Origin of the sequence: Kribbella sp. NPDC050124, assembly GCF_044460355.1 — a bacterium.
In the GTDB taxonomy this organism is placed as follows: domain Bacteria; phylum Actinomycetota; class Actinomycetes; order Propionibacteriales; family Kribbellaceae; genus Kribbella.
On the sequence record NZ_JBITJU010000035.1, the window covers coordinates 1 to 14205 of the forward strand.

Sequence of the window (14205 nt, forward strand, 5' to 3'; positions counted from 1 at the left end):
TGGTACTGCGACCGGGAGGTCGTGGGAGAGTAGGACGCCGCCGGACATTCACACTGTTAAGGGCCACCCCGATTTGGGGTGGCCCTTAACATTTCTACCGCCAGCTCACCGCCAGTTGCTGGCCCGAGCAGTCGCACATGGTGTCGGAGCTGGCCGGCGGACGGGCCCAGGGTGCTGCCGTACTCCGCGACCTGCCGCCGCCGTGGCCGTACTCCGCGACCTGCCGCCGCCGTGGCCGTACTCCGCGACCTGCCGCCGCCGTGTCTGTCACGGCCGGTGCGTCATGAACCGCCCCTCACGCAGCAGCTCGCTCAGGCGCGCCATCCCCGAGCGGCTCACTCGGCAACTGTCTGATGCCGAAGCCGGTGCTTGCCGAGTGGGCGGTATACCGGCTGAGCGCCAGTACATGCGCCGCCGGACCGACGGCGGCCACCCGGTTTTTGGCGGGGTGGTTCTTGGGGGTTAGGTGGGTTGGTGGGGTTGGAAGGCGTGGCGGTAGGTGGTGGGGGATAGGTGTAGGCGGCGGGTGAAGTGTTGGCGGAGGTTGATTGCTGTGCCGAAGCCGCAGTGGGTGGCGATTTCTTCGATCGAGAGGGTCGTGGTTTCCAGGAGTTCTTGGGCGTGGCGGACTCGGTGGTTGAGGAGCCATTGCAGCGGTGTTGTTCCGGTTTGCTCGCGGAAGCGACGGTTGAGGGTGCGCGGGCTCATGGCGGCTTGTCGGGCTATGTCGGAGAGCGTCAACGGTTCACCAAGGTGGTCGCGCAGCCAGCGCATGGTGGGCTCGAGGGAGCCGCTGTCGGCGGTGGGTTCGTGGTGCATGATGAACTGGGCCTGGTCGCCGGCGCGCTGGGGTGGGATCACGATGTGGCGGGCGGTCTCGGCTGCGACCGCTGCTCCGAAGTCGTTGCGCACCATGTGGACGCAGAGGTCGAGTCCGGTCGCCGCGCCTGCGGAGGTGAGCACATCGCCTTCGTCGACGAACAGTACGTTCGGGTCGACCTCGACACGGGGGAACCGCTTCGCGAAGTCCCTGGCGGAGGTCCAGTGCGTTGTCGCCCGTCGTCCGTCAAGCAGTCCGGCGGCGGCCAGAATGTAGGCGCCACAACAGATCGAAGCGACTCGCGCGCCACGACTGTGCGCCTCTCGAAGGACCTCGGTCACCTCGGCCGCCGGTGAGCGGTCCGTGCGGATACCCGGCACGATCACTGTGTCGGCAGTCAGGGCCTCGGCCAGGTCGTGGGGGGCAGTCATCCGGAACAGTTCCGCTCCGCTGCGGCCGCACACCACCATGTCGGGTCGCTGCCCGCACAAGACCACGTCGTACAGCGGAGTGCCGAACACTGCGCCCTCGGCCTTGTCGAGTGAGTGGGCCGTCCCGAATACCTGGCCCGGAATCGCGAGCTCGAGGCTCTTCACGTGATCGGCGACGACGACGGCAACACGATGCATGGCCAGAATCTATCGCAGGAGGGCATTCTTGCCGCTGTCGAGCAAGGTCGAGCCTCGCGACGATGATCTGCGTGCTCATTCTTGTCCAGCTCGTCGTCTACCCGATCGCGGTCCTGCTGTTGGCTCTGCTCGGCTGGCTTGCCGATCAGCTCTCAGGCCCGGCGATCCCGCGCCGTCGAGGTGGTGGCGGGTTGTAGGAGTTGTTTGCGATGGGGTGTGCAGGTCCACCAGGGGCGGGATGGTTCGCCGTTGGCCTGGTCTATTGCGGACATGATCGTGTCTAGGAGGCAGGGGTCGTGTCGGCGGGCGTCGATTCGGCAGATGGTGTCGTAGAGGTCGAGCGGGTCTTGGCCGGCCAACTGGTCGATGCGGGTGATTCCGGCGCGTTCGAAGTACGCGGCGACCGAGGTGCCGACGTTCATCAGGTCGGTGAGGTTCGAGGCCATGGGTCGATCCTGACCGGGGCGCGCGGACCTGTCTTGAAGGTTTCGGACGTCGTGGTTCGTAGGGTTCGGGTATGCAGCGTGCGGTGATGGTGTTGATCGTCGGATTGCCCGGAGCAGGGAAGACGACGCTGGCTCGGCAGTTGGAGGAGGAACGCGGGGCACTGAGGTTCACGCCGGACGAGTGGATGGATCCGCTGTTCGGGGTCAGCGAGGACGGCGGGCGGCGGTGGGTACTCGAGTCGCAGCTGTTCTGGAGTGTCGCTGCTCGCGCGCTGTCGTTGGGCGTCAACGTGATCCTGGACTACGGCTGCTGGTCCGAGACCGAGCGGGACATGTTCCGCAACCGCGCGCACGCACTCGGTGCGCTGGCGGAGATCGTCGTACTGAACCCGCCGTTCGAGGTCTTGTGGGAGCGGCTGGCAGCTCGGAACGCGGCGCTGCCGGAGGGGACGTTCCACATCACCCGCGAGGAGCTGGAGGACTACAACTCCAAGTTCCAGGCACCAGACGCCGCCGAGTTGGCGCGATGGGATCAGCAGGCTGTCGTGACCGGCGTACTGGCCGACTAGCTCTCAGGGGCGATGCCGACCAGCGCGGCGGCGGCGCAGATGTGGACCGGCGTGAGGTCGGCGGGAGCGACCGGAGCCTGCAGGAGAGTGCCACGTTCGAACGGGGTCAGCTCGATGTCGATGCCGTGGGCACCGGCTACCAGACCGCGGACGTACGTCAGCCAGCCCATCATCGGGATCCCGCGCCGGAACACCCCAGCCGCCGCGGCGAGCTCGGTGTCCGCGATGCTTGCCCACTCGGGTTCCCAGATCGACACGACCGCGCGCAGGACCTGGGCGAAGCGTTCGGACTGGACCAAGGCGTCCTCGTCGCTCCAGTGCAGGGTGAGCTGGTCGGAGACCGTGGTGAGCGTGCCGCCCATCGACAGGTCGAACAGCCAGGGCAGGTCACCGGTGCTCTGCAGGTGCAGGCGGGTGGTGCTCGAGCCGTTGGCGAGGACCTTGGTGGTGGCCTCGACCATCTCCTGGAGCGGGGTCGAGCCGTCGGCCTCGAGGACGTGGTAGCCCCAGCGCTCGTCCTGAGTCCAGTTGTGTACGTCGGGGAACGCGACAGCGACCGCGGTCAGCGTACGGCCGACCCGGAGAGCGCGGTGCTCGACGGACTCGTCACGGTGGGTCCACTGGGCGCGGAGGAGCCACGATGCCATTCACGCCCTCCGATCACGAGCCGACCGGACCTGCGCAGCAGACGGTACGCCGGTGGTCGGACGGTTGGCCAGAGTTCCGCCTACCCGCCGTAAGCAGTCGGTGCGGTTCTCTGGGGCTTCCACCGGTCCAGTCTGAAGCACCATCGGGTCCGGGGTAAGCACCGGGGTCCGGTTTTGGCAAATACATGACTGAAGTCATGGGTGCGTCGCCTGGGAGCGCTACCGCGGGGAGGCGCCTGTGCGATGTGGTCGCAGGTCTGCCGAGGGCTCGAGATGACGGGGAATACTGACGGACCTACCGCGGCAGGGGACCGCGGTAGGTCTGTCAATTGGTCAGGCGGCGGGGCGGTCGGCGAGGTGCCGACGGCGTAGGTGGGGGTGGTGGATCGCGGGCGGGTTGTAGGCCATGTCGAGGGTGCCGATGTCGGTGCCGGGTGGGGCGATCTTGTCGATCTGGTCGAGGACGTCGTCGGTGAGGGTGACGTCGACGCCGGCCAGGAGGTCGTCCAGTTGGTCCATGGTGCGCGGGCCGATGATGGCGGACGTGACGCCGGGGTGGGTGATCGCGAACGCCATCGCGAGGTGGGTGAGCGGCATCCCGGCGTCGTCGGCCAGTGAGATCAGTTCCTCGACGGCGTCCAGGCGGCGCTCGTCGGTCAGGTGCCGGAAGCCGAACTGCGACCGGTGGGTGCTGTTCTGATGATCCTTGCGGTAGCGGCCGGTGAGCAGACCACCCGCGAGCGGACTCCACACCAGCGTTCCCATGCCGAACTCCTCGACCACCGGCAGGACCTCGCGCTCGATGCCGCGATTCAGGATCGAGTACGGCGGCTGCTCGGTACGGAACCGGGTCAGGCCACGCCGCTCGGCGATCCAGTGCGACCGGACGAGGTCCGAGGCCGGCATCGAGGACGTACCGATCGCCCGAACCTTGCCCGCGCGTACCAGGTCGGTCAGCGCCGACAGCGTCTCCTCGAGATCGGTGTCGGGGTCCGGCTGGTGGATCTGGAACAGGTCGACGTAATCGGTGTCGAGCCGCCGTAACGAGTCGTCGAGCGCACGCATCAGCCACCGGCGGGACGCGCCCGAGCGGTTGGGGACGGCCGGCGTCGCCCCGCTGGGGTCGAAGTCGACCGGGAAGCGCGCCTTGGTCGCGAGTACGACGTCGTCGCGCCGGCCCTTGAGCGCCTTGCCGACGATCTCCTCCGACTCGCCGCGGGAGTACATGTCGGCGGTGTCGATGAAGTTGATCCCGGCCTCCAGGGCGCGGTGGATGATCCGGATCGAGTCGTCGTGGTCCGGGTTGCCGACGGCGCCGAACATCATCGCGCCGAGTGCGTACGGGCTGACCTTGATGCCGGTCCGTCCAAGAGTGCGGTATCGCATGAAGATTCTCCTCAGTTCGACTTGATCAGTTGCTCGCTCAGCTCCCACAGCCGGTGCGCCGAGTCAGGGTCGGGGGCGTGCGGTACGACGGTGGACTCGACGACCGGCTCGGCGCCGAAGGCAATGGATTTCGCGTACTCGTCCAGCGGTGAGATGTCGTTGTTCATCAGGTAGACGCCGCCGAGGCCGGCCAGCAGCGGGCTGGTCGCCGCGAACACGCTGGCGCTAGCGCCCTGCTGCGCGGTCTTCTTCTCCTGGGCCGGGTCGATGATCGGGCGACCGGAGTCGTCGATCAGTTCCATGGCGAGATTCATCGCTCGCTTCTGGTCCGCAGGCATCGAGCGACCCAAGTTCGTGGTCACGACGACGCTCGGGTGTACGGCGTACCCGCGGATCGACTCGTCGGCCCACCGGCGATCCAACTCGACGGCGAACAGCACGTTGGCCGTCTTGGACTGGCCGTACGCGAGCAGCGGGTCGTATCCGGTGTTGAACTGCGGGTCGTCCCAGCGGATGTCCGAGAGCCGGTGACCGCCGGACGTCACGTTGACCACGCGCGCGCCGACGGTGACTGCCGCGCCGGCGTTGCTGAGTGCGCGCGTGGTCTCCAGTCCGATTCCGGCGTGGCCGCCGGTGACGACGACGTTCGTGCCGGACAGGTCCATGCCGCGGAGGACTTCGTCAGCCGTGGAGGCGGCGGTGAACCCCGATCCGAGGGGATGGTGTTTCTGGGTCATGCCGCCAGTCTGCTGGGCTGAGCCCGGACTCTGAATAGTTGTCAGTTCGTATTTTTTGCGCGAGAGTACGGAGATGGCCACCGATCAGCTGTCCGAGGTGTTCGACCTCGTCGAGGTGCGCGGCCTCATGTCGGGCGGCTTCGCGATGCGCGGTCCCTGGGTGACCCGCGGCCTGTTCAGCGAGCCGTTCAAGTTCATCGCGGTGGTGTCGGGCCAGGCCCGGCTGAGCTCCGACGGCATCGAGCCGATCGAGCTCGAGCCGGGTGACGTCGCCCTGCTGAACAGCCGGTCCTGGCTGGAGCTCGAAGGCGGCACCGGCGACGGACCGCGCCGCGAGATCGAGCCCGAGCCGGGCTTTCCCTCGCCGGACCTGATCGGCGCCGACAGCGAGACCGACGACATCGTCATCGGCGGTCGCATCGAGCTCAACCCGGCCGGTCAGGCGTTGCTCTCGCAGGCGCTTCCACCGGTGGGACACGTGCGCGGATCAGCGTCGTCGGCGGCGAACCTGCGGGGGAGTCTGTACCGCCTGTACGACGAGGTGACGTCGAACCGACTGGGATCCGCGTTCGCGATCCGGCAACACAGCCAGTTGGTGCTGCTCGAGGTACTGCGCGCCTACATCGAGCAGGGCGACCTGCGGCCGGGAGGGCTCCGGGTGCTGACCGACGTACGGCTTCGGCCGGCGCTCAGCCTGATGCATGACGAGCCTGGGAAGTCCTGGGGGCTGGAGGAACTGGCACGTGCCGCCGCGATGTCGCGGACGTCGTTCGCCGAACGGTTCCGGACCGTGGCCGGCGTACCGCCGCTCACCTATCTCAACCGCTGGCGGATGCTGCTGGCTCAGCGTGCTTTGAAGGACGACGACGTTCGCGTCGGTTCGCTCGCGTCCGACTTGGGCTACGCGTCGGAGAGTGCGTTCAGCACGGCGTTCAAGCGTGAGGTCGGCGAGTCCCCGCTGCGTTACCGGCACCGCGTCCGCAACGAGGTGCCGGAAGACTCGCCCATCGAGTCAGCGCTCTAAGGGGTCAGCGTCGGCGCCGCCAACTCCAGGGTGGGCGTCGTCCCGCGGTAGGACTCCAGCCAACTTCGGAGCAGCTCGACGCGGGCGGCGTACTCCTCGTTGCCCTTGACGACCGGCGCCTGGTTGTACGGCATGGTGTCGGAGCTGCGCCGGAGCTTGACGTAAAGGCGGGACGACGAGAGTGCGTAGCGTTCCATGTCGTCCTGGAGCGCGCCGATCACCGTGATGTTGCGGTCGCGGCCGATCTGCTCGAACAGGGCGACGGCCTCGCGGCGGTGCTGGGAACCCAGGTTCCGGCCGAGCTCGTCGAGGATGAGCAGCAGCGGACGGTCCGAGCCGCCAGCGAGCGCCGCGGCGCACACCAGCTTGACCGCCTTCTCGTCCATCTGGGCGGTGTTGCCCTTCACGTTGAACGCGGAGAACGGGCCGCCTTCCGAACGCCGCCACTTCGGCGTGACCGTCCAGCGCCACGGCTTGTCCGGCTCGGCCGGCGGGTCGGGTTCGGGGAACTCGAGTTTCGCGCCGTACCCGCCGTACTGCTGGTCGAGCCGGTCGAACTCCTGTGACACCAGGCGAAGTCGCGCTTTGATGCCGTCGGCAAGGGAGGCGCGGTGCGCGCGGGCGGTGCTCTCGGCCTCGCCGAGTCCTTCGCGGGCGCGTTCGAGGGCTGCGTTGCGTTCGGCTCGCTGGCTGGCGATCTGCTGTTGCTGCAGGCTGTCGAATGTCTCGTGCTGCGCGAGGTGGCTGCTCAGCGTCCGGTGCAGCGCCGGGACCAGGCCGACGCGGACGCCGAGGGTGCCGTTCGTCCAGCCGTCCGGGCCGTTCAGGATCTCCCACAGCTCGGTCGGGATCTCCTCGCGCGATCGGGCGTTCGGGAAGCAGCGGCGGATGACGTCGTCGATCTGCGTGCAGGCCTGGTGGTTCCAGTCGGCCGTCGTACGGCGTTGTGCGTCGTCAGGCAGTCCGAGGATGAACTCCTCCGCCTCCGCCGGCGTGAAACCCCACGCGGTGGTGCGAGTCGCGAGGTCGAGTGACGTCTGCTCTTCGAGGAGCGTCAATCGGCGGGCGGTCAGGTCGTCGAGAAGGCGCTCGTGGTCGCGGCGGGTGGCCTCGAGGTTCTTGAGCCGTTCGTCGCGGACGAGTTGCTGGCCGGCTGCTGCCTCGGCGGACTCCTTCGCGGCCTGGAGTTGCGGCGCGAGCGAGTCGCGATCGGTCTCGTGCCGGTCGATCGACTCCCGCAGGGCGAGGATTTGCTCTTGCACCGACTCGGCCTCGGCGAGTGCGCGGGCGGCCGCCGTACGGCGCTCTGCCTGCTCGACTCGGGCACGCGCCTGTTCGAGGGCTGCGGATGCGACGGCACGGGCCTCGACCGCGGCTTCGAGGCGGCGGCGAGCAGCCTCGATCCGGACAGTGCGGCCGGTCAGCGGCTCGTCGAACTGGCCAACGGCCACCACGCCGGCGACGTCGTCGATGTTCTCCTTGGTCGCGCGCTCACCGATCGCCGCGAAGAACCCGTCCAGGTTGAACCGCTTGTCGGCCGACTTCGGTCCACGCTTGCCCTTGCCGGCGGCGCCGGGCCGATTTGCGAGCACCAGCAGGAATCCGGCGTACCCGGCGTCCGCCAGCGCCGCCGACGCGACTGCGGCGTCGCCGAAGTCGATGACGACGGCTTCCCGGTACGGCGCGAGCCGCGGCTCCCACTCGGCACGCTCGGCCGTCGACAGCTCGGTGATGTCGGTGAGCGCACCGCACTCGAGCCCTGCGTTCTCCAGCACCTGTTGCTGCGGCGCCGACACGGTCTGACCGCTCTCCGCCTCGCGCAGCTCGGCGGTCGCGAAGTCGACGGCGGACCGGGCCGCGTGGTCGCGCCCGATGTGCTCCTCGAGTACGGCGCGGGCCTCGTCCTGCTCCTCGCCGGCGGCAGCCAGATCGCGGCCGTCCGCCGAACGCCCCGCGTCCAGCAGCCGACGGTGCTCCTGACCGAGGCGCTCGAGCTGCTCACGCACCGAACGCTGGGCGAGGTCGAGCTCACGGTCCCGCGCGTCCAGCTTGTCCCGCTGCTGCCGGGTCAGCTGGACGTCCCGCAGCAGGACCTCCTCGTTGCCAAAGGCATCGATCTCGGCGTCGACCGCCTCCCGGCGGGCTTCCTGCTCGGCGACCCGTTCGTCGAGTACGGCGAGCTCCTGCAGGATCTCGCTGTTCCGGGCGTCGCCGTCGATCAGGTGCCGGGCGCATCTAGCCTGCCAGGACTCCTTCGCCGCGGCCAGCGCGTCCCGGGCCGCGGCCCGCTGCAGGATGCCGGCCTCGACCGCGGCCATCTCCTGCTCCCACCGTTGCAGGTCGGCGGTCGCCTGCTTGGTGGCTTCACGCTGGGTGTGTTCCGCGGAGCGGTGTGCCTGCTCCTGCTCGAGCTCGTGGTCGAGGCCGGTCAGGGTTGCGATCGCGTTGAAGATGCGCGCCGGGCCGAGCTCGTTCAGCGGCTCGGCCAGCAGGTTCGCGGTCGGGCTCGACCGGACCGACGTCGACAGGAACGAGACGCAGCGCACCTGACCGCCGTACAGGACGGTGGACAGCTTGTTCGCGTGGAAGTCGGTGCGGCCGTTCGAGTGCGGCAGGGCTGCCCAGAGCGCGTCGGCGCCGGCGGCCCGCTCGGCCTCGGTGGCGCCGTACGGGACGTGCAGGCCGTTCTTCCAGCGCAGGTCGATGTACGACGCCTTGCGGTTGATCCGGATCCACACGGTGATCGCGGCCGCCTCGATGTCGGCGAGGTCGGTGAGCTCGGGATCGGAGAAGACGCCGACGATGTAGCCGCGGTCGACGTTCGACCAGTTGCCCTCCTGACCGGCGGCCTCGGCGGTGAACAGCAGCTCGGCCGCGCCGGGCGCACCACTGGTCAGGCGCCACTGGTCGTCAGCGTGCAGCAAGCTGAGCGCCGCGATCCAGGACGACTTGCCGGCGCCGTTCGAGTCGGTCGGGCCTTGGCCGGCCACCGTCACGAGCCCTTGGCCGACCATCGGAATCGGGTGCGTCGACAGGCGCGACAGGTCGACGACCTGGACGCCGAGCAGCACCTTCGACCCGAGAATGTCGAACGGGCCGTCCTCCACCGGAGTGCTCATGCCATCCCTTCCCCGGTACGGCCGTCAGCCGCCTGCTCAGTCGATGTCGTGCTGCTCGTTGTGGTTACGTCGTCGGCCGGCTTTGTCCAGGTGCCGTTGCGGGCTCGGATGGCTTCGGCGATGGGGCTGGCTGGGGCCGCGGCCAGGATGAGTTGGTCCTGGAGGCGGCGGCGGGCTGCCGGTGTCAGGCGCTGGAGTTGCGGGCCGGGGATGTAGCTGGGGCCGCCGGAGTGGTCGCCTGACAGTTGGATCAGACCGGCTGCGCGGAGGCGTTGAAGGGCGAGGCGGCGTTCCTCGCTGCTGATCTTGGTGGTGCGCAGCTCGTCGACGGTGGTCGGGCGAGCCGACTTCCAGCTGTCGCCGGTCAGGATTCCTTCGCTGCGGGGGATCGCGACGGAGTGGATCAGCACGAGGACGAGCACCGCGCGGTCGACGACCGACAGCGGCTGCCAGCCTTGCGCGGTCAGCGTTGCCGCGATGTCGTCGGCGTAGCCGGACGTCCAGTGGGTGCCGTCGACGTGCACGAGTGTCCGGCCGATCAGCTTGAGCATTCGTGCGACATGTCGACGTAGCGTCACGTCGCGCAGACCGGCCAACTGCACCTCGGCCACCGGGTGTGCCGCGTACTGGACCGCACTGAAGGCTGCGAGCACCTCGTCACGCGCCCGATCGCTCAAGTCCTGCAGCAAGGGATCGAACAGCACATGCTGCTCACTCATCAGCCGCCTCCGGCTCAGCGGCGGGGAGTGGGTCGTGATCCGGCTCGGGGGTGGGTGCGCTGGTGAGGACTGCGGGCGGCGGGTCGGGGAGGTGGCGGCAGAGGTCTCGGAGTGTGGAGAGGTCGGTGGCAGTCCAGGTGACGGTGCGGGGACCCAGGCGGACCTCGGCGGACTTCTCGTTCCACAGGAGCCAGTGGGTGGCGTGGAGGCGGCGGAGGCTGCCGATGATGAGGGTGAGGTCGCTGGACTGTTCCGGGCGGCCGCGCATGCCGGCGTACACGGACCTGACTTGGGCGAGCGTGCCCACGGAGCCCGGCCAGGCGGGACCGCTGCGGTCAGTCCAGCAGCAGGCGACGCAGATGGACAGGACGCGAGCCGTCTCGTTCGGTTGCTCGACGGCGACCGGGGGAGTGCCCATCTCCTCCAGCACTGTGTGACCAGCACCCGAAGGCAGCGTCGGCACCAGCCACACCGTCGACCCGTCCTGCGACGTCGCGCGGGTCAGTCCCGCCACGGCAGGGGTGTCCGGCTCGACCTCCAGCGGACCCGCCGACTGCACCTTCGCCCACCACAACGCGTTGAGGAGCCGGCGCTCCACGGCCTCCGAAGACGGCGAACTCATCGCGTCACCCGCCGGAACACGCCTTCGGTCGCCCACGGCGTCCCCGCACTCGGGTCAATCCGCATGCCGTCCGACCACACCAGCTCGTAGTCGAGCTCGTCGTGCAGATGCGCTGCCGTCAGCTCAGCCAGCACACGCCGGGCCGTGATCCAGTCGCCGGCCGCGTCGACCACCTCGACGATGTCGACCGACGGGCGTCCGGCCAGCACGCGCTCGGCCTCGGCCCGCAGCTCCTCGCGATCCGTGGCCGCCGCCGACTCCGGCGCGACCGTGTCCTCGGTCGGCCGCGGCGGCGCCATCCGGGCGGAGCCCGTACGGCGTCCGGTCTCGACTGCCTCCACCATGGTCTGCGGCGAGAAGTCCGGCGCGGCCGCATCGAACAACAGGCCGTCGAGGACACTCGCCAGTACGTCGGGCTCGCTGGTGCGCGTGAACGTGAGCCACGTCTCGATAGGCAGCAGTCCGAGCGCACGCGTCGTACCGGCTCGCTCCACCAGGCGGCCTGCGGCGAGTTGTACGGCGTCGGCGTAGGCGGCCAGCGCCATCCGCAGCGACGTACAGGCGCGATGCAGGGCAGGCCATCGCTCCAGGACGATCCGGTGGACCTTCTCGGCCTGCTCGATCAGTCGCTCGTTGCCCCAGGCGAGCTGCGCGTTCTCCCGGAGCTGGGCGGTGGTGCTGGTCGACACCAGGATCGCGAGCTCGTTGCCGAGCAGGCGGAACACCTTCGTCAGCCGCTCGATCGAGGCCTGCCCGTCGTCCTCGGTCGCGCTGGGGTCGCTGACGCTGTGCGCCTCCAGGGTGAGTAGTTGGTGCAGCTCCGCCTGGCCGCCCTGCACCGACATCCGGCGCAGGAACATCAGCATCACGTACGGCGCGAACGCGGCGCGGTGCCGCAGCTCGTTCGGACGGTCGACGAGTTTGGTGATCGCGCCGTACTGCCTGAGGACGTCGAAGCGCCGCACGATCACGTCGTGCGGATAGGACCGGCAGGCGAGGGTGGCCTGTTCGACCGTGAGGCCGTCGCTGCCGGCTTCGGCGAACGCGTCGAGGATGGCCTGGTCGACGTCGAGGAGGTCGGGGTCGACGATCATCGCGCCGGCTTCGCGGGCGAGCACGGCGAAGACCTGACGGTAGACGCGCAGCACGGCCGCCTCGGCCTCGGCGTCCAGCAAGGTCGCGTCCATCGCTACTCCTCCCGTGTGTGCAGCCGCCTGCGCGAGCGAATCGGCAACAGGAGAAGGACTCTAACCACCCGCACCGACAGACCAAAACCGGGTTCTCCGGCACCTGTGGACAAAGACAAAGGAGAGGAGGTTGGGGTGCGCGCCGACAGACCAAAACCGGGTTCACCGGCACCTGTGGACAAAGACAGGGCAGAGGAGGTTGGGGTGCGCGCCGACAGACCAAAGCCGGGTTGGCCGGCGGCTGTGGACAACTTGGGCTGTGGAAAACCGGGTGACTGGCTGTGAGGGAGGTGCCTACCATCCGAGCGTGAAGAGAATTCTTGGCTGAGCGGTCCAGGTAGACCGCGCTCAGACCACGGCGCCTTCGGGCGTTCGCCACGCCGGTGCGGGCCCGCGACAGGGTCCCCGGCGCGCTTGCTGATTCTCTCCTCACGGAGCTGGCACATGACTGTGCACCGCATTGTCCCCAACCCGCGCTCCATCGGCGCGCAACACCCCAAAGTCCGCGACCTGCTCGCCGTACGCAAGGACGGCGTACCCGGCCGGATCATGATCGAGGGCGCCTGGGAACACGACCGACTACTCACCACCAACACCCCGATCGACGCCTTCTTCTGGTGCCCCGAGGCCGGTACGACGTACGCCGCCGAGCGGATCGCCGAACGCGCGGCCGAGGTCTACCGCATCTCGGAGAAGCTACTCACCCGGCTGGCACGCAAGACCCGGTCCGACGGCCTGATCTCGGTCGTCCGGCTGCCCACCTGGCGCCCGGACACGTTCCGGTTCACCGGCTCCTCGCTCGTCCTGGTCGCGGACGGAGTCGAGTACGCCGGCAACCTCGGCACCCTGATCCGTACCGTCGACGCGGCCAACGCCGACTGCCTCGTCCTCACCAGCCGCCGAGCGCGTCCGAGCCACCCCGCGGTGTACTCGGCCAGCCGCGGGACCATCCTGTCGACTCCGGTCCTCGAGTTCGACGAGATCGGCCAAGCGGCCGACTGGCTGCACGGCCACGGCTTCCGCATCCACCTGGCCGACCCGGCGGCGACCGGCAGCTACCGCGGTGGCGCGTACGACGGTCCGACCGCGTTCGTGGTCGGCTCGGAAGGCAGCGGTCTGTCGAAGGCGTGGCACGAGCAGGGCTGCGAGGCGGTCTCGATCCCGATGCTCGGCCAGGCGGACTCGCTGAACGTCGCGCTGTCGGCGGGCATCCTGCTGTTCGAAGCGCGGGCTCGGAAGGCCGGGTGGTGACCGGCCAGGCAGAATTGCACCCGCCCCGCTATCCGGAGACTGAGGAGTGAGACGTGCCGTTCGAGCCAGGTGAGGTCGTCGCGCCGGGAGATCCCCGCATCGTCCTGGAAGGCCAGTGGGGACACGAACCGGGGCTGGCGGTCACGGTCAACTCCGGCTCGCGGATCTCGTTCTCCTTCGCCGGCGAGCGGCTGCAGTTGCTCTTCGACACCGCCGGCCTCACCGTCGCGCCGCACCTGTGGATCACGGTCGACGACGGTGAGCCGGCGCTGCACGTGGTCGACGACCCGGTGATCGAGCTGTCCGCGCCGGACGGTCGGCACCAGGTCGAGATCGTGGTCAAGGACGTCAACGAGCACGTCAACCGGTGGAACCCGCCGTTCGAGTGCGCGGTCGTGTTCGCCGGGCTGGTGCTCGACGTTAACGCCCGGCTCCGGCTGAGCGGTCGCCCGGGCGGTCCGCGGCTGGAGTTCTACGGCGACTCGATCACGCAGGGCGTACTCGCGCTCAGCACCCATCCGGAGTCCGAGGGCGCCGACGGTACGGCGTCGTACGCCTATCTGACCGCGCGCGCGTTCGGTGCCACGTCGTACCAGGTCGGCTTCGGGCGGCAGGGCATCCTGCGGCCGGGTAACGGCGACGTGCCGCCGGGGATGGAGTCGTTCGGCTGGAACTTCGCGGGCTCGCCGTCCGAACGCGTGGAGCCGTCCGACGTGGTCGTGGTGAACCTCGGCGTCAACGACGAGACGTTGGAGCCGGAGCAGTACGCCGACTTCGTACGGCGGGTCCGTACGGCGTACCCGGAGACGACGATCGTGTCCGTGACCCCGTTCAACGGCAAGCACGCTGACGTGATCCAGGCCGCGGTCAAGTCGCTCGACGACCCCAACCTCGTCCTGGTGGACTCGACCGGCTGGATCACCGACGTCGACACGACCGACGGCATCCATCCCTCCGTCGCCGGCCACGCCAAGCTCGCCGACCACCTCATCACCGCGCTCGAGACGCACACTTCCCTGCGCCGCAGCTCCTGACGGGCCTTGCACGGA

The 14205-nt window shown here is 69.0% G+C and carries 14 protein-coding genes; 5 read left to right on the forward strand and 9 right to left on the reverse strand.

Translation table 11 applies throughout. The annotated features are described in order from the left end of the window. The first annotated feature begins 137 nt into the window (after positions 1 to 137). On the forward strand, positions 138 to 287 hold the full coding sequence (locus ACIBL3_RS43030) for a hypothetical protein (RefSeq protein ID WP_396359793.1): 150 nt from the start codon (positions 138 to 140) through the stop codon (positions 285 to 287). A 175-nt stretch (positions 288 to 462) separates the two neighbouring features. Here ACIBL3_RS43030 and ACIBL3_RS43035 read toward each other — a convergent pair whose 3' ends face one another. Beyond that, entirely contained in the window at positions 463 to 1449 is a 987-nt protein-coding gene (locus tag ACIBL3_RS43035; protein WP_396359794.1) for a GlxA family transcriptional regulator, read from the reverse strand. Between the two features lie 152 nt (positions 1450 to 1601). Beyond that, a complete protein-coding gene (locus tag ACIBL3_RS43040; RefSeq protein WP_396359795.1) occupies positions 1602 to 1895 on the reverse strand; it encodes a helix-hairpin-helix domain-containing protein in 294 nt (97 codons plus the stop codon). A gap of 71 nt (positions 1896 to 1966) precedes the next feature. Between ACIBL3_RS43040 and ACIBL3_RS43045 the strand changes: the two genes are divergently transcribed. Beyond that, positions 1967 to 2464 carry an AAA family ATPase gene (locus ACIBL3_RS43045; RefSeq protein WP_396359796.1) on the forward strand — a complete coding sequence of 166 codons (498 nt, stop codon included), beginning with the start codon at positions 1967 to 1969 and terminating at the stop codon, positions 2462 to 2464. On the opposite strand, the gene ACIBL3_RS43050 is transcribed toward ACIBL3_RS43045, so the two are convergent. From ACIBL3_RS43050 to ACIBL3_RS43060, 3 genes are all read right to left on the reverse strand, one after another. Then, positions 2461 to 3111, reverse strand: a complete 651-nt coding sequence (locus tag ACIBL3_RS43050) for a hypothetical protein (RefSeq protein ID WP_396359797.1) — start codon at positions 3109 to 3111, stop codon at positions 2461 to 2463. The two genes, ACIBL3_RS43045 and ACIBL3_RS43050, sit on opposite strands and share 4 nt — an antisense overlap. Positions 3112 to 3444: 333 nt before the next feature. After that, the gene (locus ACIBL3_RS43055) at positions 3445 to 4497 is read right to left on the reverse strand and encodes an aldo/keto reductase (protein ID WP_396359798.1); all 1053 of its coding nucleotides are present in this window, start codon (positions 4495 to 4497) and stop codon (positions 3445 to 3447) included. Between the two features lie 11 nt (positions 4498 to 4508). Beyond that, complete coding sequence (locus ACIBL3_RS43060; protein WP_396359799.1) at positions 4509 to 5234, reverse strand: hypothetical protein; 726 nt, start codon at positions 5232 to 5234, stop codon at positions 4509 to 4511. Between the two features lie 73 nt (positions 5235 to 5307). Here ACIBL3_RS43060 and ACIBL3_RS43065 point away from each other — a divergent pair, with 73 nt between their 5' ends. Then, complete coding sequence (locus tag ACIBL3_RS43065) at positions 5308 to 6258, forward strand: AraC family transcriptional regulator (protein ID WP_396359800.1); 951 nt, start codon at positions 5308 to 5310, stop codon at positions 6256 to 6258. On the opposite strand, the gene ACIBL3_RS43070 is transcribed toward ACIBL3_RS43065, so the two are convergent. From ACIBL3_RS43070 to ACIBL3_RS43085, 4 genes are read right to left on the reverse strand one after another with little or no spacing between them, the layout of a single operon-like run. Beyond that, positions 6255 to 9377: a chromosome segregation ATPase gene (locus ACIBL3_RS43070; RefSeq protein WP_396359801.1), complete on the reverse strand. Its 3123-nt coding sequence runs from the start codon at positions 9375 to 9377 to the stop codon at positions 6255 to 6257. The two genes, ACIBL3_RS43065 and ACIBL3_RS43070, sit on opposite strands and share 4 nt — an antisense overlap. Next, a complete protein-coding gene (locus ACIBL3_RS43075; protein WP_396359802.1) occupies positions 9374 to 10096 on the reverse strand; it encodes a hypothetical protein in 723 nt (240 codons plus the stop codon). Before ACIBL3_RS43075 ends, ACIBL3_RS43070 begins: the two co-directional genes overlap by 4 nt. Beyond that, entirely contained in the window at positions 10089 to 10718 is a 630-nt protein-coding gene (locus ACIBL3_RS43080; protein ID WP_396359803.1) for a hypothetical protein, read from the reverse strand. Before ACIBL3_RS43080 ends, ACIBL3_RS43075 begins: the two co-directional genes overlap by 8 nt. Continuing rightward, positions 10715 to 11905 carry a hypothetical protein gene (locus tag ACIBL3_RS43085; RefSeq protein ID WP_396359804.1) on the reverse strand — a complete coding sequence of 397 codons (1191 nt, stop codon included), beginning with the start codon at positions 11903 to 11905 and terminating at the stop codon, positions 10715 to 10717. The genes ACIBL3_RS43080 and ACIBL3_RS43085 overlap by 4 nt, the downstream gene beginning before the upstream one ends. Positions 11906 to 12349: 444 nt before the next feature. Here ACIBL3_RS43085 and ACIBL3_RS43090 point away from each other — a divergent pair, with 444 nt between their 5' ends. Together ACIBL3_RS43090 and ACIBL3_RS43095 are read left to right on the forward strand one after the other, a co-directional pair. Then, on the forward strand, positions 12350 to 13156 hold the full coding sequence (locus ACIBL3_RS43090) for a TrmH family RNA methyltransferase (RefSeq protein ID WP_396359805.1): 807 nt from the start codon (positions 12350 to 12352) through the stop codon (positions 13154 to 13156). A 53-nt stretch (positions 13157 to 13209) separates the two neighbouring features. Next, positions 13210 to 14190 carry a GDSL-type esterase/lipase family protein gene (locus ACIBL3_RS43095; RefSeq protein ID WP_396359806.1) on the forward strand — a complete coding sequence of 327 codons (981 nt, stop codon included), beginning with the start codon at positions 13210 to 13212 and terminating at the stop codon, positions 14188 to 14190. Positions 14191 to 14205: the final 15 nt, after the last annotated feature.